This window comes from Rossellomorea vietnamensis, assembly GCF_008180615.1.
Taxonomy (GTDB): domain Bacteria; phylum Bacillota; class Bacilli; order Bacillales; family Bacillaceae_B; genus Rossellomorea; species Rossellomorea vietnamensis_D.
Genome location: NZ_VTEH01000001.1, coordinates 290,745 through 315,709, shown reverse-complemented (window position 1 = coordinate 315,709; position 24,965 = coordinate 290,745). Strand labels below are relative to the sequence as shown.

Annotated in this window: 29 protein-coding genes; all 29 read left to right on the top strand. The window is 42.0% G+C overall.

The features are described from left to right. Positions 1–16 precede the first annotated feature (16 nt). The gene (locus tag FZC79_RS01540) at positions 17–1,363 is read left to right on the top strand and encodes a flagellar hook-length control protein FliK (RefSeq protein ID WP_148945131.1); all 1,347 of its coding nucleotides are present in this window, start codon (positions 17–19) and stop codon (positions 1,361–1,363) included. Positions 1,364–1,372: 9 nt separating this feature from the next. Continuing rightward, complete coding sequence (flgD, locus tag FZC79_RS01535; protein ID WP_148945130.1) at positions 1,373–2,017, top strand: flagellar hook assembly protein FlgD; 645 nt, start codon at positions 1,373–1,375, stop codon at positions 2,015–2,017. A 16-nt stretch (positions 2,018–2,033) separates the two neighbouring features. After that, positions 2,034–2,420, top strand: a complete 387-nt coding sequence (locus tag FZC79_RS01530) for a TIGR02530 family flagellar biosynthesis protein (protein WP_148945129.1) — start codon at positions 2,034–2,036, stop codon at positions 2,418–2,420. A 76-nt stretch (positions 2,421–2,496) separates the two neighbouring features. Next, a complete protein-coding gene (flgF, locus tag FZC79_RS01525; protein WP_187442607.1) occupies positions 2,497–3,699 on the top strand; it encodes a flagellar basal-body rod protein FlgF in 1,203 nt (400 codons plus the stop codon). Positions 3,700–3,757: 58 nt separating this feature from the next. After that, a complete protein-coding gene (locus FZC79_RS01520) occupies positions 3,758–3,979 on the top strand; it encodes a flagellar FlbD family protein (RefSeq protein ID WP_148945128.1) in 222 nt (73 codons plus the stop codon). Beyond that, entirely contained in the window at positions 3,969–4,391 is a 423-nt protein-coding gene (gene fliL / locus FZC79_RS01515) for a flagellar basal body-associated protein FliL (protein ID WP_148945127.1), read from the top strand. Before FZC79_RS01520 ends, fliL begins: the two co-directional genes overlap by 11 nt. A 30-nt stretch (positions 4,392–4,421) precedes the next feature. After that, positions 4,422–5,420, top strand: coding sequence for a flagellar motor switch protein FliM (fliM, locus tag FZC79_RS01510; RefSeq protein ID WP_148945126.1), 999 nt, complete (start codon positions 4,422–4,424; stop codon positions 5,418–5,420). Further along, positions 5,410–6,606: a flagellar motor switch phosphatase FliY gene (gene fliY / locus FZC79_RS01505; RefSeq protein WP_148945125.1), complete on the top strand. Its 1,197-nt coding sequence runs from the start codon at positions 5,410–5,412 to the stop codon at positions 6,604–6,606. Before fliM ends, fliY begins: the two co-directional genes overlap by 11 nt. A gap of 16 nt (positions 6,607–6,622) precedes the next feature. After that, positions 6,623–6,985, top strand: coding sequence for a response regulator (locus tag FZC79_RS01500; RefSeq protein WP_148940153.1), 363 nt, complete (start codon positions 6,623–6,625; stop codon positions 6,983–6,985). A 76-nt stretch (positions 6,986–7,061) separates the two neighbouring features. Further along, positions 7,062–7,730 (top strand): flagellar biosynthetic protein FliO, encoded by a 669-nt coding sequence (locus tag FZC79_RS01495; RefSeq protein WP_148945124.1) that lies wholly within the window; start codon positions 7,062–7,064, stop codon positions 7,728–7,730. Continuing rightward, a complete protein-coding gene (fliP, locus tag FZC79_RS01490; protein ID WP_148945123.1) occupies positions 7,723–8,388 on the top strand; it encodes a flagellar type III secretion system pore protein FliP in 666 nt (221 codons plus the stop codon). Before FZC79_RS01495 ends, fliP begins: the two co-directional genes overlap by 8 nt. A 13-nt stretch (positions 8,389–8,401) precedes the next feature. Further along, positions 8,402–8,671, top strand: coding sequence for a flagellar biosynthesis protein FliQ (gene fliQ, locus FZC79_RS01485; protein ID WP_148940150.1), 270 nt, complete (start codon positions 8,402–8,404; stop codon positions 8,669–8,671). Positions 8,672–8,676: 5 nt separating this feature from the next. After that, positions 8,677–9,453 carry a flagellar biosynthetic protein FliR gene (fliR, locus tag FZC79_RS01480; protein ID WP_148945122.1) on the top strand — a complete coding sequence of 259 codons (777 nt, stop codon included), beginning with the start codon at positions 8,677–8,679 and terminating at the stop codon, positions 9,451–9,453. 1 nt (position 9,454) lies between these two features. Continuing rightward, positions 9,455–10,537, top strand: coding sequence for a flagellar biosynthesis protein FlhB (flhB, locus tag FZC79_RS01475; RefSeq protein WP_148945121.1), 1,083 nt, complete (start codon positions 9,455–9,457; stop codon positions 10,535–10,537). Between the two features lie 25 nt (positions 10,538–10,562). Continuing rightward, a complete protein-coding gene (gene flhA / locus FZC79_RS01470; protein ID WP_148945120.1) occupies positions 10,563–12,599 on the top strand; it encodes a flagellar biosynthesis protein FlhA in 2,037 nt (678 codons plus the stop codon). Next, positions 12,596–13,744: a flagellar biosynthesis protein FlhF gene (flhF, locus tag FZC79_RS01465; RefSeq protein WP_148945119.1), complete on the top strand. Its 1,149-nt coding sequence runs from the start codon at positions 12,596–12,598 to the stop codon at positions 13,742–13,744. Before flhA ends, flhF begins: the two co-directional genes overlap by 4 nt. Next, positions 13,741–14,610, top strand: a complete 870-nt coding sequence (locus tag FZC79_RS01460; protein ID WP_148945118.1) for a MinD/ParA family protein — start codon at positions 13,741–13,743, stop codon at positions 14,608–14,610. The genes flhF and FZC79_RS01460 overlap by 4 nt, the downstream gene beginning before the upstream one ends. Then, entirely contained in the window at positions 14,610–15,686 is a 1,077-nt protein-coding gene (locus tag FZC79_RS01455; protein ID WP_148945117.1) for a protein-glutamate methylesterase/protein-glutamine glutaminase, read from the top strand. Before FZC79_RS01460 ends, FZC79_RS01455 begins: the two co-directional genes overlap by 1 nt. Positions 15,687–15,701: 15 nt before the next feature. Further along, complete coding sequence (locus tag FZC79_RS01450; protein ID WP_148945116.1) at positions 15,702–17,771, top strand: chemotaxis protein CheA; 2,070 nt, start codon at positions 15,702–15,704, stop codon at positions 17,769–17,771. Between the two features lie 16 nt (positions 17,772–17,787). Next, positions 17,788–18,228, top strand: coding sequence for a chemotaxis protein CheW (locus FZC79_RS01445; protein WP_148945115.1), 441 nt, complete (start codon positions 17,788–17,790; stop codon positions 18,226–18,228). 109 nt (positions 18,229–18,337) lie between these two features. After that, the gene (locus FZC79_RS01440; protein ID WP_148945114.1) at positions 18,338–18,973 is read left to right on the top strand and encodes a chemotaxis protein CheC; all 636 of its coding nucleotides are present in this window, start codon (positions 18,338–18,340) and stop codon (positions 18,971–18,973) included. Further along, the gene (locus tag FZC79_RS01435; RefSeq protein ID WP_148945113.1) at positions 18,970–19,467 is read left to right on the top strand and encodes a chemotaxis protein CheD; all 498 of its coding nucleotides are present in this window, start codon (positions 18,970–18,972) and stop codon (positions 19,465–19,467) included. Before FZC79_RS01440 ends, FZC79_RS01435 begins: the two co-directional genes overlap by 4 nt. Next, complete coding sequence (locus FZC79_RS01430; protein WP_148945112.1) at positions 19,464–19,781, top strand: hypothetical protein; 318 nt, start codon at positions 19,464–19,466, stop codon at positions 19,779–19,781. Before FZC79_RS01435 ends, FZC79_RS01430 begins: the two co-directional genes overlap by 4 nt. A gap of 86 nt (positions 19,782–19,867) precedes the next feature. After that, positions 19,868–20,623, top strand: a complete 756-nt coding sequence (locus FZC79_RS01425) for a FliA/WhiG family RNA polymerase sigma factor (RefSeq protein WP_148945111.1) — start codon at positions 19,868–19,870, stop codon at positions 20,621–20,623. A gap of 55 nt (positions 20,624–20,678) precedes the next feature. Next, a complete protein-coding gene (locus tag FZC79_RS01420) occupies positions 20,679–21,254 on the top strand; it encodes a hypothetical protein (protein ID WP_148945110.1) in 576 nt (191 codons plus the stop codon). 149 nt (positions 21,255–21,403) lie between these two features. Continuing rightward, positions 21,404–22,114 (top strand): 30S ribosomal protein S2, encoded by a 711-nt coding sequence (rpsB, locus tag FZC79_RS01415; protein ID WP_148940137.1) that lies wholly within the window; start codon positions 21,404–21,406, stop codon positions 22,112–22,114. A 199-nt stretch (positions 22,115–22,313) separates the two neighbouring features. Beyond that, positions 22,314–23,198, top strand: a complete 885-nt coding sequence (gene tsf, locus FZC79_RS01410) for a translation elongation factor Ts (protein WP_148945109.1) — start codon at positions 22,314–22,316, stop codon at positions 23,196–23,198. Positions 23,199–23,318: 120 nt separating this feature from the next. After that, positions 23,319–24,044 carry a UMP kinase gene (pyrH, locus tag FZC79_RS01405; RefSeq protein WP_148945108.1) on the top strand — a complete coding sequence of 242 codons (726 nt, stop codon included), beginning with the start codon at positions 23,319–23,321 and terminating at the stop codon, positions 24,042–24,044. Next, on the top strand, positions 24,044–24,601 hold the full coding sequence (gene frr / locus FZC79_RS01400; RefSeq protein ID WP_148945107.1) for a ribosome recycling factor: 558 nt from the start codon (positions 24,044–24,046) through the stop codon (positions 24,599–24,601). Before pyrH ends, frr begins: the two co-directional genes overlap by 1 nt. The last annotated feature ends 364 nt before the right edge of the window (positions 24,602–24,965 follow it).

The following is a 24,965-nucleotide window of genomic DNA, read 5'->3' as shown; positions in this document are numbered from 1 at the left end:
GAAGGGAGGTGAAAAAATGAATGTTGGTGCTATTGTCTCCATGCAGAATTTAGGACAGCTTTCCAATCGTGAAAAATCTCCTGGTCTTCAAGATGGAGATAATGATTCTCTCTTCAGCCAATTATATTTCAATGAGCTGGCTGCCAATGGAAGTGAAGAAAATGTAGACACGGGAATGATTCAGCTCCTGGAACTTCTGGATATTCTTCAGGTGGAAGTGATTGCCCCGGTTGAGAAAAAGGGACTTTCTGAAGTAAATATGAAAGAAATGCTCTCTGAAGCAGGATTCACTGAGGAGAATTTTCTTGTGGCCGTACAATCGTTGACGAAGGGGATTGTTAAAGAAATCCCTCAGCTTGAAGAATTAGTTTCAACAATGAAAGGCGAAGAAGGAGAAGCGGTTTTAGTTCAATTATTGGAAATGATCAGCTTATTATCTGTCGACACCTTAAAGAAGTTAGATCACTCTTCCCTGCAACTTTTACTGAAAGCGTCTAAGATCTTTGAACAAGGGCTAAGGCAAGCAGATTCCAACAATGATCACGCAGAAAAGGCTGAAAGCTTACAACATAACTTGAAAACCATCAGCCAGAAGTTGGAACAGCTGTTCATTGTCTCGGATAATAAGAGTGCAAAGTGGAATGGGATTTTAAAACAGGCGTACGAAGCAAATCCTATAATCAGAAATTTCGAAACTGGTCCTAAAAACGGAACACAACTTTCGCACGCAGTGAATAAAACCCAAGGAGAAAAGATCACTAACCTGGTTCACCCAAATTTATTAATCTTTCAGTCCCAGTCCGATGATTCTAAAGGAGAAAGCTCAATAGAGGTTGACAAGGTAAAGGGAAATGGTGGACCTCTATCAATGTTTATTGGACAGAATCAAACCACTAAAGTAGAGCAATTCTCTCTTTTCGTGAATAAAAACCAAAATGGACCAACTTACGAACAGTTTGTTAAAGAGTTTGGAAATATCCTGGCCAGATCTCAAATGCTGCACACCCCCAATATGAGCAAGCTGCTGATCAAACTTTACCCAGAGCGGCTGGGATCGCTGCGAATCGAAATTTTGCAGCAAAATGGAGTCATGACTGCAAGGATCCTGGCAAGCACAAATGCAGCCAAGGATATTCTCGATTCTCAACTGACCGGCTTAAGACAAGCCTTATCGAGCCAGAATCTCCAAGTGGAAAAAATAGAAGTAGCCCATACATTGACAGATTCGACCCGTCAGGAAAGGCAGACTTCACAACAACAGCAAAACGGACAGCAGCAAAGGGAGCAATCGACTCCGCAGCACAATGAAAATGACCATCCGGAAACAGGATTCAAAGAATTATTAATGAACAGTGAAGAATAGGTGATAAAAATGTCCAATACGATCAACTCAAATTTACTACTATCTTCAATGCAGCAAAAGAAAGAAAGAGAAGGCGGAAAAGATGTCCTGGGAAAAGATGATTTCATGAAGATCCTGATGACCCAGCTTCAGAACCAAGATCCCCTTAACCCTATGCAGGATAAAGATTTTATCGCGCAAATGGCGACTTTCTCCACATTGGAGCAGATCACAAACTTAGGTGAATCTATGGAAAAATTCATTGAAGCAGAAGGCCAGAATAATTTAATTTCTTATAACCAATTCGTCGGAAAAGAAATTACTTGGCACAAACTTGAATCTTCAAACAGTGAAGACAGTAAAACAGATATAAAAGAAGGAAAGGGAATCATCAATTCTGTAAGATTCAAGGATAATGAAGTCCAGTTTATTTTAGAAGATGGAACCACTCTCGCACCGGGGAACGTATCGCAAGTTAATCAGTATGCCAATACCTCTGGCGGCAATTCTTTAGTTACTGCAAGCGGCCTTATTGGAAGAACGGTACATTGGAAAGCTGGAGAAACAGAATTACATAGTGCTGTGACCTCTGTATCTACAAAGGAAGGCAGTCTGTGGTTTCATTTAGAAAATGGAAGCCGGATAAATGAAGGACAAATCTTGAAAATTGAATAATAAAGGAAGTGGTTGAATGCAAAGCAAGCTTATCAATCGTTTGCCATCTCAACCCATTACGTCACATTTTCCTCTAAAAGCTATTAGTCAGAAATCCATCCCTGCCAAGTCTTTCGCTGAAACCTTACAGGAATCGGTTAAAGGAGAAGGGCTTACCATAAGCAAGCATGCTGATACCCGTCTAAAGCAGAGAGGGATTGAGATACCTGGGGATACATGGAAGGAAGTTGAAAGCAAGGTTGCCCAAGCCAAAAAGAAGGGTGTAAAGGAATCGCTGGTTCTTCTAAAGAATGCAGCATTGATAGTGAGTGCTAAAAATTCCACCGTCATTACTGCCATGGACAGGAAAGAAGCGGGATCGCAGATTTTTACCAAAATAGATGGAACTATTATTATAGATTAATTGGCTGGACCTTTAAAAGGAAGCCTGTCACTGCTGACCGAAAGATGCAGTGAATTATGAAAGGGGAAAATTACACATGCTACGCTCAATGTATTCAGGAATCAGCGGAATGAAAAATTTCCAAACCAAGCTTGACGTAATCGGTAATAATATTGCAAACGTGAACACTTACGGATTTAAAAAAGGCCGTGTCACTTTCAAGGATACTATGAATCAAACAATTTCAGGGGCTTCAGCAGCACAGGAAAATCGCGGAGGGAAAAATCCTATGCAGGTAGGATTGGGATCAACACTTTCCACGATTGATACCATCCATACTCAATCGAGTCTGCAGTCAACCGGCCGTCCGCTTGATCTGGCAATCAATGGCGATGGCTACTTTGTAGTAAAGCAGGGAGATGCTCAATTCTACTCAAGAGCCGGTAACTTCTACCTTGATGATAGCGGAACTCTCGTAAATGGAGACGGATTGAAGGTTCAGTCTTATGAAAATGGAGTTTTGCAGGATATAAAAGTGAATGTCAATGCTCAGCTTCCTGCAACTATAACTGAAACCATCAACATGTTTGGCAATCTCTCAAGCGATGCAGTAGGAAGTGAACCGTTCGTTCAGCAAATCAATGTGGTGGATGATACTGGGGAGCAAGTTACTTTGGATATGAAGTTGACGCCGCAGAATCCTTCTAACAAATGGGACCTCCAATTCGTCAATCAAAACGGAGAAAATCCGTTAACATCAGATTCTTATACTATTGACTTTTCACAAGATCCTATGGATGCTCCTCCGTTCGTTAACCTGCCGATCAGTGATACAAATGAAGATGGCACGGCAGATACCCTATTAAATGTCGAAATGGATTATGAACAGTTGACAAACCTTGGTGGCGACCTCTCAGCTTCTGCTGATCCTGATGGAAACACTGCCGGGTCACTTGAAAGCTTTAACATCGGTTCGATGGGTGAGATTAACGGAGTATATTCAAATGGTGAAATTACGACAATCGGTTACCTTGCGCTGGCCAAGTTCAGCAACCCTTCTGGATTGACGAAGGCAGGGGGGAACTCCTTTCAGCAGTCGGTAAATTCAGGGCCGGCAAATGTAAACATAGCTGGTGAAGGAAGAGGATCCATTGTTTCTGGGTCATTAGAAATGTCCAACGTCGACCTGTCTGAAGAGTTCACTGAAATGATTACCGCTCAACGTGGTTTCCAGGCGAACACTAAAATCATCACGACATCGGACGAAATCCTTCAAGAACTTGTGAACTTGAAACGATAATAGATGGCAAGGGAGGTACAGGACTGGATGATGAAAATCATGCCGGTCCTGAATAAATTTGATAAAGCTGACCAAATTGAATGGCAAGACGTTTTCACTTAATTGTATATACATAGAAAGTGCGGAAGCATTTCCTGACACAACCCTCACTCTGACCAATGGCAAGAAGATTGTTGTGAAAGAGACAGTAGAAGACGTGGAAAATAAGACAGTTTCTTTCTACCGAAAGATCAATATATTGGGACTACGTAATGCTGCGGGGGTTCAAGATGAAGAATAAATTGCTTACGATAACTCTGATTTTGTTAGTGACAATCACCTTGGTAGGTGTTCTGGCTCTTGTCGTTTTATTGAAATTCAATGATGACGAAACTAAGGAACCGACCATTGATGAAGTGATTGAAGCATCGGTCGATGTACCGGAACTTACTACTAACCTGCTCAGCGGGGATTACATCAGAATTTCCTTCAAGGTCCAGACCGACGGCAAAAAAGCGAAGGAAGAGTTTGAGAAAAGAGACTTTCAAGTGAAGAATATCATCATTGAAGAACTTTCCGAATTGAAATCGGATGAACTTCAGGGCAAAGAAGGAAAACAGCAGCTGGAAACGACCATTAAAGAAAAAGCTAACAGCCTTATGCTAGAGGGAAAAGTACAAAGAGTATATATCACCTCTTATATAATTCAATAAGAATGCTGAAGCAGGAAGCGGGGTGAGGAAATGTCCAGTGAGGTGCTCTCGCAAAATGAGATAGATGCATTATTATCGGCACTCTCTACAGGTGAAATGAGTGCAGAGGATTTTAAAAAAGATGAAGAAGAGAAAAAAGTAAAAGTTTACGATTTTAAGAGAGCTCTAAGATTCTCAAAAGATCAAATCAGAAGTTTGACCAGGATACACGAAAACTTTGCAAGAATCCTGACTACCTATTTTTCAGCACAGCTGAGAACCTATGTACAGATATCCGTGGTGTCAGCCGATCAGGTTCCGTTTGAAGAGTTTGTCAGGTCAGTCCCCAAAATGACTATATTGAATATCTTTGACGTCCCACCTCTGGACGGCCATATATTAATGGAAGTTAATCCTAATATAGGATATGCCATGATGGACCGGGTAATGGGCGGCAAGGGAATTGGGATGAATAAGATCGAAAACCTGACTGAAATCGAAACCAAAATCATGTCCAACCTTTTTGAAAGGGCATTTGATAACCTCCGTGATGCTTGGAGCAATATAGCCGAAATAGATCCGATGCTTGCAGAATTCGAAGTCAATCCTCAATTTCTGCAAATGGTCTCTCCTAACGAAACCGTTGTAGTCATTTCGATGAATACCACAATCGGAGAAACCAGCGGAATGATCAATATTTGTATACCGCATGTCGTCCTGGAGCCGATCATTCCTAAATTATCGGTCAGCTACTGGATGCAGACGAAAGCAAAGGAAAATGATCCTCTGGAATCAGAAAAACTGGAGAAACGAATTAAAACAGCCCAAGTGCCGGTCGTGGCTGAATTGGGCAGCTCAGATATTACAATCGATGATTTCCTAATGCTGGATATTGGCGATGTTATACAGTTGAACAAACGAATAGATGCGCCTTTGACTGTAAAGGTGGGGGAAATTCCGAAATTTACTGCCCAGCCAGGTGAGCAGAACAAAAAACTTGCTGTACAGATACTAGATTCTTTGAAGGGGGGAGAAGAGGATGATGAGTGATGATATGTTATCACAAGACGAAATAGATGCCCTGTTGAGAGGCACAGCCAGCGAAGAAAAAGAACCAGCTTCTTCTCAAAAATTAAGTGTGGAAGAGTACTTGAGTGATTTCGAGCAGGACACCCTGGGAGAGATCGGTAATATATCTTTTGGCAGTTCAGCAACAGCTCTTTCAACTCTATTGAACCAAAAGGTGGAAATTACCACACCGAAGGTATCCATTCTGGAAAGAAGCAGGTTGGAAGATGACTTTCCACATCCTTATGTGGCTATCCAGGTCCAATATACAGAAGGATTTTCTGGTGTCAATCTACTGGTCATAAAGCAGGAAGATGCAGCCATTATAGCTGACTTGATGCTGGGAGGAGATGGGTTAAGTCCTTCAGCAGACCTTGGAGAAATACAAGTAAGTGCCGTTCAGGAAGCAATGAACCAGATGATGGGATCAGCGGCAACTTCGATGTCGACAGTATTCAATAAAAGGGTGGATATTTCCCCTCCAACAGTTGATATGATGTATCTCCCTAAAGGAGAAGGTGCCGAAAACATACCGGAACAAGATTTGCTGACAAAGATTTCTTTCACATTAAAGGTGGGAAATCTGATTGATTCCAACATTATGCAATTGCTGCCTTTGCCATTTGCCAAACAGCTTGTCGAAGAATTAACAAATAATAGCGACACTTCTTCGACAAATTCCGATATAATGGAACAGGGAGTCGCCGAGCAGAATAACAGTAACCGGAATGCTGAAATAGTACCGCCTTATCGTCAGCCTGATCCATACAAAGAGACACCAGTTTATCAGGCACCTGAAAGGACGCAGCCTCAGCACTTTGGAGGAAGTCAGATGAATGAACAGCCTGTAGATGTACAGTCCGCATCATTCTCAAGCTTTGATCAGACACCTGTTCAGAAGTCAGAAAGCAAAAACCTGGACATGCTCCTTGATATTCCATTGAATGTGACAGTGGAGCTTGGCAGGACGAATCGTTCCGTTAAAGATATTCTTGAGTTATCTTCAGGCTCGATTATTGAACTCGATAAGCTTGCCGGCGAACCGGTCGATGTCCTGGTAAACAGCAGACTCATAGCTAAAGGCGAAGTGGTCGTTATAGATGAAAACTTTGGAGTAAGAATTACAGATATTGTCAGTCAAACTGACAGATTAAAAAAATTGAAGTAAAACGGGGGAAAAGAAAATGGCAAATAGAATTTTAATAGTTGACGATGCAGCATTTATGAGAATGATGATCAAGGATATTCTTTCCAAGAACGGCTTTGAGGTTGTAGGAGAAGCGGCGGACGGCAATCAGGCCGTAGAGAAATTTAAAGAGTTGAACCCTGATTTGGTTACGATGGATATTACAATGCCTGAAAAAGATGGAATTGCTGCTCTCAAAGAAATAAAAGCAATAGATGGGAATGCCAAAATCATCATGTGTTCTGCAATGGGTCAGCAGGCGATGGTCATCGATGCCATCCAGGCCGGTGCCAAGGACTTCATCGTTAAGCCGTTTCAAGCGGACCGTGTCATTGAAGCTATTCAAAAAGCGTTAAGTTAAACAAAATAAGAAGATTGATAGAAGATGTCCTATTACAATCAACTCAAGCAAGAGAATTAAAGAGAAGGTGCTTTTTTTGAGAAACATATCTAGGAAGCTTTTTTTCATTATTGCTTTAATAACTGCTCTGCATATGACTGGAAATTTTCCAGTATATGCAGGGGTTGATGGAACTGTGAAAGACTACTTGGAACAGTCCGATGAGCGAAATGAAGAAGAACAGCCTGCAGAAGAACAAAATACCATCAGCAATCCCCAGCCAACCACAGGTGTAACAGCCATGGACTATATGAAAATGATCTTTGCGCTTGTATTTGTAATTGCATTAATTTATTTTTTACTCAAATTTATCAATCAAAGGAGCAAATCATTTCAGCAGACCAAATTGATCCACAACCTTGGCGGTACAACGCTGGGGGGGAACCGCTCTGTTCAGCTTGTGAAAGTAGGAGAAAGAATCCTGATTCTTGGTGTGGGGGAAGACATTCAATTATTAAAGGAAATTGACGGGTCAGAAGAAAAGGAAGAGATACTTCATTACTATGAAGACAAAACTCAAGGGCTACAGCAGCAGAAGGATCTTATAACTCAATGGCTGGGCAAGAAGACCGGTATTTCTTCTGAAAATCCTAAAGAAGAGCAGTCATTTCAAGCATTGCTGAAATCGCAGATAGATGATGTAAGAAAAGGCAGAAAAAAAATGCTTAAAGATCTTAACAACAGGGAGAAGGATAACAATGAATGAGTTCATGGAGTTTTTTAATGCGACTTCTTCCGATTCTGTTTCAACATCTGTAAAGCTTCTGCTTCTCTTCACTGTCCTTTCCATTGCGCCCGGAATCCTGATCTTAATGACTTCTTTTACCAGGATTGTCATCGTGCTGTCATTTGTCAGAACCTCATTAGCCACACAACAAATGCCCCCCAATCAGGTACTGATGGGATTAGCGCTGTTCTTGACATTTTTCATCATGGCACCGACTTTTCAAGAAGTGAATGACACGGCATTGACTCCCTTATTCAATGATGAAATAAACCTCGAGCAGGCATACGAGAATGCAGCCGTGCCGTTTAAGGATTTTATGAGTAAACATACGAGGCAGAAAGACCTGGAACTATTCCTGAATTATTCTGGTGCAGAACGCCCTGACTCCATTGAGGATATTCCCTTGACTGCTCTCGTGCCGGCTTTTGCTCTAAGTGAAATTAAGACGGCTTTCCAGATTGGGTTTATGATTTTTATTCCCTTTCTTGTAATTGATATGGTCGTTGCCAGTGTACTAATGTCCATGGGGATGATGATGCTTCCTCCGGTCATGATATCTTTGCCGTTCAAAATCTTGCTTTTCGTCTTGGTAGACGGCTGGTACCTGGTCGTTAAATCTCTGCTGCAAAGCTTTTAAGTAGGTGATAAACATGAATGTAGAATCGGTAATTGCTTTAGCTGAAAGAGGAGTCTATACAACATTGGTGATTTGCGGCCCTTTGCTTTTGCTTGCCTTGGTCGTCGGTCTCGTTGTTAGTATTTTTCAGGCAACCACTCAAATTCAGGAGCAGACTTTGGCCTTTATTCCAAAGATTGTCGCAGTCCTTGTTGGTGTTGTCTTTTTTGGACCGTGGATGCTTACTAAAATGGTCACATACACATCTGAAATCTTCTCAAATCTAAACAGGTTTGTAGGATAACTGAAATGGAAGAATTGATTCCAAATCTGTCTATCTTTCTATTAGTTTTTACAAGGGTGTCTGCATTCTTTGTGACCCTTCCGCTATTTTCATATAGATCCATTCCGGCACAGCACCGAATCGGTTTCTCCGGTGTAATTGCCTGGATTATGTACTATTCTATTGATGCATCTCCAATGGTAATTGACGCGGCATATATTCTTTTGATTATGAAAGAAGCCTTGATTGGCCTTTTGATTGGATTCACAGCTTACATGATCATAGCGGCCATACAGGTTGCGGGCAGCTTCATCGATTTTCAAATGGGGTTTGCCATAGCCAATGTAATTGACCCGCAAACAGGGGCTCAATCGCCGCTGGTCGGGCAGTATCTATACACTTTTGCCCTTCTGCTTTTGCTGGCTCTCGATGGGCATCACCTCCTTCTAGATGGTGTTTTTTACAGTTATCAATTTATCCCTATAGATCAGCCTTGGATTCCTTTAGGAGATGAGAACTTGACAGAATATGTAGTGAAAACCTTTAACTCTGTGTTTATCATTGCTTTTCAAATGTCGATTCCGGTGGTAGCTACACTCTTTCTGGTTGACGTCGCGTTAGGGATTGTGGCAAGGACTGTCCCGCAGCTTAACATCTTCGTAGTTGGGTTTCCTATTAAAATTGCAGTCAGCTTCCTGGTTCTATTCATTGTGCTTGGTGCCATGATGACTGTTATGCAGCAGATGTTTGAATTGATGGTTTACACCATGAGAGATCTTATGAAAATTATCGGAGGCGCTTGAATTGAAATTGCTTTCCCTTGATCTGCAGTATTTTGCAGGTGAAAAAACAGAAAAAGCTACACCCAAAAAACGCCAGGATTCAAGGAAGAAAGGGCAAACAGCAAAAAGCCAGGATGTGAATACAGCTGTTATATTACTTGCTGTATTTTTATTTTTGACTTTTAGTGCTTCCTATATAGGCAATATTGTTTTTGATTTATTCCGTACTTCTTTTCAGGATTATATGATGATGGACCTTACTCAAGATTCCTTTATGTTGATTGTGATGGAAGTTTTGCAGCAGGTTGCCATATTGCTCGGACCTATTATGTTAGTCGCATTGCTTGCAGGCGTTTTCTCTAATTATGTTCAAGTCGGTGTCATGTTCACTGGAGAACCCTTGCAGCCAAAGCTTGAAAAAATTGATCCGATCAAAGGGGCAAAACGGATATTCTCTCTAAGAGCAATAGTCGAATTGTTGAAGTCGATATTGAAAATCGGATTTGTTGGTGCCATAACGTTTGTCATTTTATGGTTGAATATTGATGAAGTATTGCTGCTCTCATTTAAATCCGCCCATGACTCGTTAGCAACAATGGCGTCCCTGACAGTACAAATGGGTATTGCTGCTTCATTGGCACTTCTGTTTTTATCCGTTTTTGACTATCTATATCAAAAATATGATTTTGAAAAAAATATCCGGATGTCCAAACAGGATATCAAAGATGAACACAAAAACAGTGAGGGAGATCCCCTCATCAAATCCAAGATAAAGCAAAGGCAGAGGGAAATGGCAATGAGGCGGATGATGCAGGAAGTTCCTGAAGCAGATGTCGTCATTACCAATCCTACCCACTTTGCCATCGCATTAAAGTATGATGAAAGCAAATCCGATGCTCCTTATGTCGTAGCAAAAGGCGTCGATTATTTAGCCCAAAAAATTAAATTCATTGCCAGTGAAAATGATGTCATTATGGTCGAAAACAGGCCGCTGGCACGATCACTTTATGACAGTGCTGAAATAGGTGATGCAATACCAGAGGAGTTCTTTAAGGCTGTGGCAGAAATTTTGGCCTATGTCTACAGGATGAAAAATCAGCTGTAACAGCTTAAGTTAGGAGGGAATGCAGATGTCAGTAAGAGATTTATCCGTTTTATCCAGTGTCATTCTTATAGTAGCTATGCTTATCATTCCTTTTCCGCCTTGGCTGTTAAGTGTACTAATCATAATTAATATTTCCTTGGCGCTCCTGGTTCTTCTGATTTCAATGAATATGAATGAGCCGCTGCAATTTGCCATATTTCCCTCATTACTGCTGCTATTGACACTGTTCAGGCTGGGACTGAATGTGTCAACAACCCGTTCCATTCTCAGTAACGGGGAAGCGGGAGATGTCGTAGAAACCTTCGGAACTTTTGTAGTCGGGGGAAATGTCCTGGTAGGTCTTGTAGTATTCATTATTTTAATCATTATCCAATTTGTTGTTATTACCAAAGGTTCTGAGCGGGTTTCCGAGGTCGCGGCAAGATTCACTCTTGATGCCATGCCGGGTAAACAGATGAGTATAGATGCAGACCTGAACGCCGGGATCATTTCCGAACATGATGCCAGGGCGCGCAGGGAAAAAGTAAGCAGTGAAGCAGATTTCTATGGAGCGATGGATGGTGCTTCCAAGTTTGTCAAAGGGGATGCGATTGCCGGAATCATTATCGTTATGATGAACTTGATTTTTGGAATCATCATAGGGATGACCCAGCAGGGACTGCCGATAGGAGAGGCGGCCACACGCTATTCATTATTGACAGTGGGAGATGGAATCGTCAGCCAGATTCCAGCCCTTTTGATTTCAACCGCAACCGGTATTGTTGTGACCAGGGCAGCCTCCGATGGAAACCTCGGACAGGATATCATGAATCAGCTTTTGGCTTTTCCGCCGATGCTGTATGTATCGGGAGCCACCATTTTCCTTCTGGGATTATTTACTCCAATTAATGATATTCTGACCATACCAGTAGCTGCTGCTCTTGGAATTGGCGGATATATGCTGTCCCGGGCACCAAAAGAAGATGAAGAAGACCTCATTGAAATGGAAGAAGAGAGAGAACAGGATGAAATGAAAAGCCCTGAGAGCGTGGTCAGCTTGTTGAATGTGGATCCGATTGAGTTTGAATTCGGTTACGGTCTAATACCGTTAGCCGATGCCAACCAAGGAGGCGATCTCCTTGACCGGGTTGTCATGATCCGTAGACAGCTGGCGATAGAACTAGGATTGGTTATTCCTGTCGTACGCATAAGGGATAATATCCAATTACAGCCTAATGAATACAGGCTGAAAATTAAAGGGAACGAAATGGCAAGGGGGGAACTGCTGCTGGACCACTATTTAGCCATGAGCCCTGGAGTGGAAGATGAGTCTATAGAAGGTATCGATACAGTTGAACCTTCCTTTGGTCTTCCGGCAAAGTGGATTGGCGAAGATATGAAAGAGCAGGCCGAGATATTCGGTTACACAGTGGTAGATCCACCTTCAGTTGTTTCCACGCATATCACTGAAGTAATTAAGAATAATGCGCATGAATTACTCGGAAGACAGGAAACGAAGCAGCTCATCGATCACCTTCAGGAATCCTATCCAATTCTTGTGGAAGAAGTTACTCCGAATCCTTTGTCAGTTGGCGAAGTTCAAAAAGTTCTTGCGAAACTATTAAAGGAGAATGTTTCTATCAGAAACCTTCCCATCATCTTTGAAACCCTGGCTGACTATGGAAAAATGAGCTCTGATACAGATTTATTGGCAGAGTATGTCAGGCAGGCACTGGCAAGGCAGATCACTGCACAATATGTAGATCAGGGAGGCAGCCTTAAAGTGGTCACCCTGTCTGGAAGAATCGAGAAACTTATTGCTGATGCTGTTCAACAGACTGAACATGGCAACTATTTATCGATGGATCCTAACGATTCCCAGAGAGTACTTGAGGCCCTTGCTTCACAAGTGGAGCAGTTGTCTCTTATGGAAGAATCACCCATCATTTTGTGTTCCCCTGCCATCAGGATGTATGTAAGGCAGCTGATTGAAAGGTACTTCCCTCAAGTACCGACGCTCTCTTACAATGAATTAGAGGCGAATGTTGAAGTCCAGAGTTTAGGGTTGGTGAATATAGAATGAAAGTTAAAAAAATTATAGCACCTACCATGCCGGAAGCTATGAAAAACATCCGGGCGGAATTGGGTGAAGGTGCTGTCATATTAAATTCCAAGATCATTTACACAGGAGGTTTCCTGGGGTTATTCAAAAAGAAGAATATCGAAGTGATTGCAGCAATTGACCCTAATTCAAACCAAACGGCAAGGGAAAAACGACCGCAGTATAGTCCTAAAGAGATCCAAGAACAGCCCTTGCCTTCCGTAAGAAAAGCATCTCCTGAAGCAAAGACAGGAAATGGTGCGCAGGAGCTGAAAAAGGAAATCACAGAGCTTCAAAGTATCGTAAGACAATTTAAAACAAAGGAAGAATTTGGACATTATCCCGAAAACATCCGCACCCTTCTCTTGTATCTGAAAGATCAGGATGTTAACGAAAGGTATATTTTCGAAGCAGCAGAGCATTTAGCAGCTCTAAATGAAGATAAACAAGCTTCTAACAGTGAACTGAACACAGCTCTTTCTGAATTTCTACAAGGGAAGTTGCACGGCTTCGACTTCGGAGGCATAAGTTACCGCAAAAAATATGTTAATGTCATCGGACCGACTGGAGTCGGCAAGACAACCACTCTTGCCAAAATGGCGTCTGAAGCCGTTCTTGAAAAAAGGAAAAAAATCGCATTCATCACTACTGATACTTACAGAATTGCTGCCATAGAACAATTAAAGACGTATGCCCAATTATTGAATGTTCCGCTGGAAGTAGTTTACAAGCTGGAAGACTTTCAGAAGGCGATAGATAAATTCGCCGATTATGATGTTGTATTCATTGATACTGCCGGCCGGAATTTCAGAGAAGAGAAGTACGTTAAAGATCTGGAAAAAATCATAGATTTCAAAAAAGATATGGAAACATTCCTAGTTTTATCCCTGACAGCAAAAGAAAAAGACTTACGTGACATTATAAAAAATTTCTCCACTGTACCAGTTGAAAAGTTCATTTTTTCCAAGGCAGATGAAACTTCCAGTTATGGAACCATGTACAATCTTATAAGAAACGAAGAGAAGGGCGCGGCTTATTTAACTGCCGGCCAAAGTGTCCCGGAAGATATATCAGAGGCATCTTCTAAACAAATCATCGATTTAGTGATGGAAGGTGCCCCTCGATGAAAGATCAAGCACAAAGTCTACGGCTTAAGATACTGGAAGCACAATCAAGGAACGCCAAAACTATTGCAATAGTCAGCGGCAAAGGAGGCGTAGGGAAAACGAACTTTGCGGTGAATTTTTCACTTGCGCTTCAGAAAGAAGGTAAAAAAGTACTTCTTTTCGATCTTGATATCGGAATGGGCAATATTCATATCATACTGGGAAGGCAGCCGGATAAAACAATTGCTGATTTCATCAACGATCCTTTTTCCAAAATAGAAGATATTATCTACTGTGATGAAGAGGGAGCTTCCTATATAAGCGGAGGAAACGGGCTGCAGAATATTATGGAGTGGGATGAAGAGGATGTTGAAAGGCTTTTAAATGCCCTATCAGAACTCACTCATTCCTATGATTATATTGTTTTTGATATGGGTGCCGGTGCTGCTCAGCATACGATGGAGATCCTTATGGCAGTGGAAGATATCTTTGTGGTAACAACACCTGAGCCGACTGCTGTGACGGATGCCTATTCTATGATGAAATTTATTTATTTAAAAGACAGCAGCAAGCAGTTTTACCTGATATGCAACAGAGCGGAAACTGAAAAAGAGGGAACAGAGACTTTGAACAGGCTGAAGCAGGCTATGTCAAAATTTCTGAATACAGAAGTACACCTATTCGGGGTGCTGCCGGAAGATGCTGCAGTAAGGAAAGCGGTCACAAGGCAGGTCCCATTGCTGAATTCTTATCCTCAGTCGTCAATTGTCCTGTCATTGAACCGGCTGCTGAGACAGTATCTTGCAGGAATCAAGACATTTACACCTGCCGAAAAAAAAGGTTTTGTTTCTAATTTGAAACGGCTTCTGTTCAGGAGGAACGGCTGATGATTCGTAAAAAAGTTCTGGTTGTTGATGATTCGGCCTTTATGAGGAAGTTAATAACGGATTTTCTCTCCAGCTCATCCAGCTTGGAAGTCGTCGGAACTGCCAGAAATGGCAGGGATGCTTTGAATAAAATCGAAAAGCTGAACCCAGATGTGGTTACTATGGATGTTGAAATGCCGGAGATGAATGGCATTCAGGCTTTGCAAGCCATCATGGACAAGCATCCACTCCCTGTTATCATGCTCTCCTCCACAACCAGAGAAGGAACAGAGAATACTATTACCGCAATGAATAATGGCGCTATTGATTTTGTGGCAAAACCTTCGGGAGCTATTTCACTGGATCTTCATAAAATTAAGGAAGAGTTGGTTTCAAAAGTGTTAAATGCCGGTGAGGTATCTCTTCACCGCTTAAAGACCGTGAATGAGAAAACTCATGTAAGTCCCATTCAGCGTAAATTGAATACAGTCAGTAATAGTAAAGAAGATTGGAGCAGGGGAGCTAAGAAATTGGTTCTCATAGGAACTTCTACAGGGGGACCGCGGGCGCTGCAGCAAGTTGTGACTTCGCTTCCTTCTAAGATTGGAGCACCGGTCCTGATTGTTCAGCATATGCCGCCAGGGTTTACAAAATCTCTGGCCAATCGGCTGAATACATTATCTGCGATCACGGTTAAAGAGGCAGAGGATGGAGAGTTGTTGAAAAATGATACAGCCTATATTGCACCAGGCGGCTTTCATTTGAAGGTTAAGCAGGATAGAGCCGGGTTGAAGGCGGTGCTTGATGATTTAGAACCACCACGAAACAGCCACCGTCCGTCAGTGGATGTAATGTTTGAATCTGCCAGTAAAATAGCAGGATATGACAAAATAGCTATTATTATGACAGGAATGGGTTCAGATGGGTCTAAAGGTCTGGTAAAATTGAAGGGTAATGGTAAGGTGAAGGCAGTTGCCGAAACAGAGGATTCCTGTATTGTTTATGGAATGCCAAAGGCTGCCATCTCTACAAATCTAGTAGATGACATCGAACCCTTAGAAAATATCGCTGGCTGCATTATGAAGTATATGTCCTAGAGAGGTGTGGAGAACATGGAATTGAATCAATATTTAGAGGTTTTTATTGAAGAAAGTAAAGAACATTTACAAACATGCAATGTCCAGCTGCTCGAGCTGGAGAAAAAACCGGACGACCTTTCTATTGTAAATGAAATTTTCAGATCCGCTCATACGCTGAAAGGCATGGCTGCAACCATGGGATATGAAGACCTCGCCAATTTGACTCATCAAATGGAGAATGTCCTTGATGCTATTCGAAATAATAAACTCAAAGTATCTTCACAAATTTTAGATGTTGTATTCATGGCAGTTGATGACCTTGAAGCAATGGTCATGTCTATTGCTGAAGGCGGTGACGGAAAACGGGAAGTAACTGAAATCGTCAAAAAACTCGCACTTCTTGAAAAAGGCGAATCTATCGATAGCATGAAAGCCCAGGAAGAGGCTGCTGCTGCGGTTATGGAAATAGAATCACCCAGATCTCAGGCAGCTGAGTATGATCAGTTTGAGCAAACCGTTATTCAACAGTCAAAGGAGCAGGGTTACAGCTGCTTTGAAATTTCGGTATCTTTAAGGGAAGACTGTCTGTTAAAAGCAGCGAGAGTCTTTATGGTCTTCGAGGTATTGGAGAAGTGCGGAGAAGTCATTAAATCAGTTCCTGCAGTGGAGGTTCTAGAAGAAGAAAACTTTGACCATGACTTCTTGGTAAGTATCGTGACAAAAGAACCTCAGGAAGACATCAAGAAAAAAGTTTTAAAAGTTTCAGAGGTTGCCAATGTTGATGTCCATCTTGTTGAACTACATAAATCACTAGAAGGACCGCTTCCTGAGGAGGATGAATCTGTACCAGCCCGCATGGATTCGACTGAAGAAAACGCGGAAAAAGTATCGAGTGTATCATCTCAGGCAGCAGAGACAGTTAAGAAGGAGGGATCTCCTTCCAAACAAGTTAATGCCGGCAATAAAACGATCAGGGTGAACATTGAACGTCTGGATATATTAATGAACCTTTTTGAGGAGCTGGTCATTGACCGGGGACGACTCGAACAGATTTCAAAAGAACTTGGTCATCCGGAATTGAATGAAACAGTTGAAAGGATGTCCAGGATTTCCGGAGATCTTCAAAATATCATTCTAAATATGAGAATGGTGCCTGTGGAAACCGTGTTTAACCGTTTCCCTCGAATGATAAGGCAGCTTGCAAGAGATTTAAATAAGAAGATTGAACTTGAAATCATTGGGGCAGAAACAGAGCTGGACCGCACTGTGATTGATGAGATAGGTGACCCGTTAGTCCATCTGCTGAGAAATGCCATTGACCATGGAATCGAAACGCCTGAAATCCGCAGACAGAATGGAAAGCCGGATGAAGGAAAGGTAACTCTAAAAGCCTATCACAGCGGCAACCATGTTTTCATCGAAATCTCAGACAATGGCGGCGGAATCAGCCGGGAGAAAGTGTTGAAAAAAGCTATCTCTCAAGGTGTAGTATCGGAAGAAGCCGCTTCTGCATTAACGGACAGGCAAGTATACGAATTGATTTTGGCATCTGGATTTTCCACAGCAGAAACCATTTCAGATATATCCGGAAGAGGGGTAGGTCTCGATGTCGTTAAAGCTACGATTGAATCTCTTGGGGGTTCAATTACAATCGACTCGGTATTAGGTGAAGGAAGTACTTTTTCCATACAGCTTCCTCTTACATTATCTATAATTTCTGTGATGCTGGTTGAAGTAGAAAAAGAAAAATATGCCATTCCATTGTCTTCCATCATTGAAACAGCCATTATCAAAAGGGAGGACATCTTAAATGCCCATAATCAACAAGTGATTGATTTCAGAGGCAAGGTTGTTCCGCTGCTGTTCTTGGAGGAGGTATTCCAAGTTGCCCAACGCGGGGAAGATGAGTTCTATTCTGTCGTGATTGTACGCAAAGGAGATAGAATGGCAGGACTTGTTGTCGATTCATTCATTGGCCAGCAGGAGGTAGTGCTTAAATCTCTTGGGAACTATCTAACAGATGTATTTGCCATTTCCGGTGCAACCATCCTTGGGGATGGCCAAGTCGCTCTGATAGTGGATTGTAATGCGTTGATCAAATAAGGGGAGGCGGAAGATAATGAGTGAAAATGCAGTAATAGCTGAAAATGTAAAAGTAATTGTCTTTCAATTAATGGGAAAAGAATATGCAATACCAGTCAGCCAGGTACGCTCAATTGAAAAAGTCCAGCATATTACACGTGTGCCCAAAGCTGCTTCTTTCGTTAAAGGTGTCATCAACCTGCGAGGTGTGGTTACTCCTGTCATTGATTTAAGGATCAGGTTTTCACTTCCCGAAGAAGTCCATTCAGAAGATACGCGGGTAATTATTGCCGGTGTGAACGACAAGGAAGTGGGTCTTGTCGTAGATGCAGCCAATGATGTACTGGACATTCCTTCTGAAGCGATCGAATCCCAGCCTGAAGTCGTTGGTGCAGTGGAAGCTGATTATATCAGCGGGGTGGCAAAGCTGGAAAAAAGGCTTCTTGTTCTATTAAACCTTGAAGAAGTTCTAAATTAGCCGCAAGCTGAGATTGAATGGTGATTCCGGTGATCCTTTGGATTCATTTCATGACCAATCAATATAATTGTTAATTGTTCCAAAAACTATCAAACTGGGGTTACTAATTATGGGATTTGAAGAACGGATTACGAGCCTGCAATTGGATATCCTGAAAGAGATCGGGAATATCGGGGCAGGACATGCTGCAACAGCTTTATCCACTTTATTAAACAAAAAGATTGATATGAAAGTCCCGCAGGTTAGAGTCGCGTCCTTCGATGAAATGATGGAAATGGCAGGGGGGCCTGATAATGTAGTGGTAAGCGTTTTTCTTCGCATTGAAGGGGAAGCGCCGGGGAGCATGTTTTTTGTTCTGCCATTATCTCAAGGAGCCCGCTTCATTCAACAGATGACAGGCGAGAAAGATTTTTCATTTGAAGAGCCTCCTTATTCTGAACTCGGTCTTTCTGCCATGCAGGAGCTGGGCAATATTCTTTCAGGGTCTTACCTCTCTTCTTTGAGTGACTTCACTAACCTGAATTTATACCCTTCTGTTCCGGCTTTATCAGTGGATATGGCCGGGGCGATTATAAGCTTCGGACTGCTGGAAGTTTCTCAAAAGAGTGACACGGCGATTGTGATCGATACTGCTCTTAAGGAAGATGAAATACCAGAAACAGAAAGTGTCAGGGGGCATTTCTTCTTGCTTCCTGACCCTGATTCCTTCGAAACAATTTTTAAAGCTCTGGGTGTGGAGTTATGAGTACTGTGAAAGAAGTAGTAAAAGTTGGTATCGCGGATATGAAAATTGCCACAAGGGGCCAATCCATCCGAACATCTGGATTGGGCTCTTGTGTAGGGGTCGTCCTCTATGATGAAATGATACACTTAGCAGGCATGGTCCATGTGATGCTTCCTTCCTCGAGCCTTGCCAATGGCGGCAGCTTCAAACTTGCCAAATTCGCTGATACAGGAGTCAGGGAATTAGCAAACCTCCTATCGAAACAAGGCGGCAGGATAAGTCGAATGAAAGCCAAAATCGCCGGGGGGGCCCAAATGTTTCAGTTTACCTCAGGAAGCGATTTGATGCGGATCGGACCAAGAAATGTGGAAGCTGTAACACAAGCTTTGGACAGCCTGGGCATTCCTTTAATATCGGAGGATGTAGGAGGCAGCAACGGCAGGACGATTGAGTTCCACCTTGATTCTTTCTTATTGAATGTCAGGACAGTTAATATGGGTGTAAAAGACATATGACGGGAAACCTTCTCTGGAATTTCTGGTTTGCCATCTTTGGATTCAGCTTATATTTTTTTGTGGCATTTTCAAACGGCGCACCAACCAAAGTTCTCTGGGGGTCAATTCTTACTGCTGCTTCATTTTTTGGACTGATGTACCTTATAAGAATGCTGCTGAGAATCGGGATGGATGAGGGTGCTCCCAAAGTCGGAATCGTAAAAGGCGAGATTTTGGAAGAGCAAATAACTCAGGAGGCTGTTACTGCTGAAAGGACAGAGTATGACGATCAGGAGATTGCTGCTGTAATTCAAACGTTCTTAAAAGAAGAATAAGTCATTTGCCCATGCAGATATTATACTTTGGTGACAATCTGCAAGTGAAAATCAGCCTATATTGAAAAGCCGGGAGGAGGAGTATCATGTCTCAGCCCTCTACAATGGATGAACAAAAGTATTGGGATCTTTGGAAAAAATCAAAAGACCCGCATGCTGGAGATATGCTGGTCAAAAAGTACTTGCCGCTTGTTTCTTACCATGTTCAAAGGGTTTCAGTGGGATTGCCGAAAAACGTTTCCCGGGAAGACTTGAAGAGCCTTGGTCTTATGGGGTTACTCGATGCTTTGGAAAAGTTCGACCCTTCCAGGGATTTGAAATTTGACACCTATGCTTCTTTCAGGGTGCGTGGTTCCATTATTGACGGCCTTAGAAAAGAAGATTGGCTCCCCCGTTCCACAAGGGAGAGGGCCAAGAGAATCGAGGCAAAGATTGAATCAATGGAACAAAAAATGCTTCGCCATGTATCGCCTGAAGAAATAGCTGAAGAACTGCAGATGGAAGAGGGAGAAGTATATCAGACTATGAATGAATACTTCCTTGCCAATGTACTTTCCATTGATGAGCAGCTCTCAGATGAAGAAAACGACGGACAGCATTCTTTTTCTATTAAAGATGATCAAACCATCCTGCCGGAAGCCCAATTGCTTAAAAGTGAAAATATAGAAGAACTAACAGAAACCATCCGGTCATTATCAGAGAAAGAACAGACGGTCCTCAGTTTGTTTTACTACGAGGAACTGACTCTTACAGAAATTGGAGAGGTGATGAGCCTCTCAACTTCCAGGATTTCGCAGATTCACTCCAAAGCAATCTTTAAACTTCGCAACTTACTTGGATAAAAAACCTGGATGTTTAACAGGCTTTAACTATTGAAAAAGAAATTACGGTGAACAGATGCAGACATTTTTAATCCTTATTTCCTTTATCTTGAACATAGCAGCCCTTTTAGCTATCGTTTTACTATATACTAGGCAGAACAGACTCCTCGAGGTCGAGAAAAGGCAGGAAAAAACCGTAAAAGAGATGGAAGATGTAATTTCCTCCTACCTTCTCGAGATGAAGGAGGACAATGACCGGTTTATCCAGCAATTTCAGGAAGTCAACGAGGGACAACCTGATCTGAGTAAGGCTAAAGTCGAAAAAATTAAAAAAGCGGCTGAATCTGCCTTTCAGAACGAGTCTGAGTCCCCTTCCAATGAATTAGATAATAAGAAATTTAATAGTCAGTCATATAAGCGCCAAAGCGCAGCTCGAGCATATAAGCAGGATTTCAAGCCTGAACCCCAGCCTTTGCAAGGAATGGGCGGTTCCCCGCAGGAAGCTGAAAATTCTTCAACAGAAGATCCTTTCTATCTCAGAATAAAAAGACTGCAAGAGAAAGAGTATACACTTGAGGAGATCGCCAGGGAATTAGGAAAAGGTGTAACCGAAATTGAGCTGGCATTGAAATTTCGACAGAAACTAGAATAAATTTCTTGATTGCTGTAGATGATTGTGCTATATTAGTTAACGGTGTGATTACACACGCTGTGGGATTCGGCAGAAGGTGCTTGAAAAAGTTTCTGTCTGGAGATGATCATAAGCGGAGGAATATAAAAACCTATTAGGAGGAAACACACATGTCAGTAATTTCTATGAAACAATTGCTTGAAGCTGGTGTTCATTTCGGTCACCAGACTCGCCGTTGGAACCCTAAGATGAAGAAATATATCTTCACAGAGCGTAACGGCATCTACATCATCGACCTTCAAAAAACAGTCAAAAAGGTTGAAGAAGCTTACAACTTCGTTAAGGAACTAGCTGGAAACGGCGGAAAAGTCCTTTTCGTTGGAACTAAGAAACAAGCACAGGAGTCTGTTAAAGAAGAAGCAGAACGTGCTGGAATGTACTTCATTAACCAACGCTGGTTGGGTGGTACTTTAACAAACTTCGAAACAATCCAAAAGCGTATCTCCCGTCTTAAGCAAATCGAAAAGATGGAAGAAGACGGAACTTTTGAAGTTCTTCCGAAGAAAGAAGTAGTACAATTGAAAAAAGAGCATGAGCGTTTAGTTAAATTCCTAGGCGGAATTAAAGATATGCAAACACTTCCAGATGCATTATTCATCATCGATCCTCGTAAAGAGCGTATCGCTGTTGCAGAAGCTCGCAAATTGAACATCCCTATCGTAGGTATCGTTGATACAAACTGTGATCCGGATGAAATCGATGTAGTTATCCCTGCAAATGATGATGCAATCCGTGCGGTGAAACTTCTTACTTCAAAAATGGCGGATGCTATCCTTGAAGCTAAGCAAGGCGAAGAAGCTGCTGTAACTGCGGCTGAGTAATTAAAGGTTGCGGCCGGATGATATGTAAGACAGACTATCTGCACCTTGCATAAGCAGAAACTGCTGTGGATCATACTCCGTTCAGTTGATCTGAAAAAGGTGATGAGAGGATACCCCTTATCACCTTTTTTAAAAAAATGAAAAACTAGAGTACAAGCTTTTCAAGCTTACATAATATACTTTAAGGAGGAATATCATTATGGCAATTACTGCGCAAATGGTAAAAGAACTTCGTGAAAAAACTGGCGCCGGAATGATGGATTGTAAAAAGGCTTTACAGGAAACAGACGGCGACATGGACAAAGCAATCGACTTTCTTCGTGAAAAAGGGATCGCAAAGGCAGCTAAAAAAGCTGATCGTATCGCAGCTGAAGGTACTACTTTCATCCAAAGTGAAGGAAATACTGCAGTTATCCTTGAAGTTAACGCTGAAACTGATTTCGTTGCCAAAAACGAAAACTTTCAAAGTGTTGTAAAAGAGCTTTCTCAACACTTGCTGACTAACCAGCCTGCAAATGTAGAAGAAGCTCTTGACCAGACTATGGCTAATGGAAGCACTGTCAGCGAATTCATCAACTCTGCAATTGCTAAAATCGGTGAGAAGATTACTCTTCGCCGTTTTGAAATCCGCACTAAAACGGACAATGGCGCATTTGGTGAATACCTGCATATGGGCGGAAGAATTGCCGTGCTGAGTGTAGTTGAAGGAACGACTGATGCTGATACAGCTAAAGACGTGGCAATGCACGCAGCTGCGCTGAACCCTAAATATGTATCTCGTGACCAAGTGTCTGAAGAAGAAGTTGAGCGTGAGCGTGAACTTCTTACTCAGCAGGCACTTAACGAAGGCAAGCCTGAAAACATCGTAGCAAAAATGGTGGAAGGCCGCCTTGGCAAATTCTTTGAAGATGTATGTATCCTTGATCAGCCATTTGTTAAGAATCCTGATCAAAAAGTACGTCAATTCCTTGAAGCTAACGGAGAGGAATTGAAAGATTTCACTCGCTATGAAGTTGGAGAAGGAATCGAGAAACGCCAGGAAAACTTCGCTGATGAAGTAATGAGCCAAGTAAATAAGAAGTAAGCCCAAAGGGTATGCTTTACTCAGAAAAGGGAACACACTGTGTGTTCCCTCTTTTTCAAAAAGTGATTACAGGAACCTTGCAAGTTTGAATAAAAAAATCAACTACATATGGAGGTTCAAATGAGCATTCCAAAATACAAACGAGTAGTATTAAAACTAAGTGGTGAAGCGCTGGCAGGCGAACAAGGATTCGGCCTCAGCCCTTCCATCATTAAAAATGTAGCAGAAGATGTAAAAGAAATTGCAGAACTGGGTGTTGAAGTCGCAGTTGTTGTAGGCGGCGGAAACATCTGGCGCGGTAAAGTAGGCAGCGAAATGGGGATGGACCGAGCGTCTGCAGATTATATGGGGATGCTTGCGACAGTTATGAATTCATTAGCTCTTCAGGACAGCCTGGAACAGCTAGGAGTTGAAACGCGGGTTCAGACTTCAATTGACATGCGTCAGGTAGCAGAACCATATATCCGCAGAAGAGCGATCCGCCACCTTGAGAAAAAAAGAGTCGTGATTTTCGCAGCAGGTACAGGCAATCCCTACTTCTCAACTGATACGACTGCTGCATTGAGAGCTGCAGAAATTGAAGCTGAAGTCATCCTCATGGCAAAGAATAATGTCGATGGTGTTTATACAGCCGATCCAAAAACGGATGCAAATGCCGTGAAATATGATGAACTTTCATACTTGGAAGTGATCAAGGAAGGGCTGGCGGTCATGGATTCCACTGCTTCATCTCTATGTATGGATAATGATATTCCACTCATCGTCTTCTCTATATCAGAAGACGGCAACATCAAACGTGCCGTTATGGGCGAATCAATCGGAACTATGGTTAGGGGGAAAGTATAATGCCAAGCAAAACTATGTCCAACACAAAAGAAAGAATGAGTAAAGCAATTCAGACTTTTACAAGGGAACTGGCTTCTATCCGTGCAGGAAGAGCAAATGCATCTTTACTGGACAAGATTACCGTCGATTATTACGGAGCTCCTACTCCTGTAAACCAATTAGCGGGTATTTCTGTACCTGAGGCAAGAATGCTGGTCATTCAGCCTTATGATAAAACAGCATTGGGTGATATTGAAAAGGCGATTATGAAATCAGATTTAGGAATTACACCGACAAGTGATGGAAACATTATTCGTATTGTGATTCCACAATTGACAGAAGAACGCCGTAAAGACCTTGTGAAACTGGTCAAAAAAGAAGCAGAAGATGCTAAAGTGGCGATTCGGAACATCCGTCGTGACGCTAATGATGACTTGAAGAAATTAGAAAAAAATGGCGAAATCACAGAAGATGATCTTCGTGGATATTCTGATGATATTCAAAAGATGACAGATGACCATATCACTCAAATTGATTCTATAGCGAAAGATAAGGAAAAAGAGATCCTCGAAGTCTGAGTCAAAATCTATAATGCATTTCAAACCCTCTATTCAGGGGGTTTTTTTCATCTGTGTAAATATACAAAGTCTATACATGCAGTGGAGTAATAATGAATTTTTTAATAAGGCTTTTTGTATGAAAAAGGTTTATTGAGGCTTGGCAAAACTATTAGCTTATCCACTTTGAATTCTACTTATACGATGAGACGATATAATAATCATTTTTATGATAGATTGTGGCGGTGGTGTCCCGTCATGGGAGTTTTTCGTAAACTTGGTTGTTGTTTAATGAATTTCAAAGAGTATCACCAAAGTTCACGAGGAAAAATCTAGTAAGCATGAATGAAAAGAGCTCTTCTCGCCGTTTAGAAAGAAAACTTAT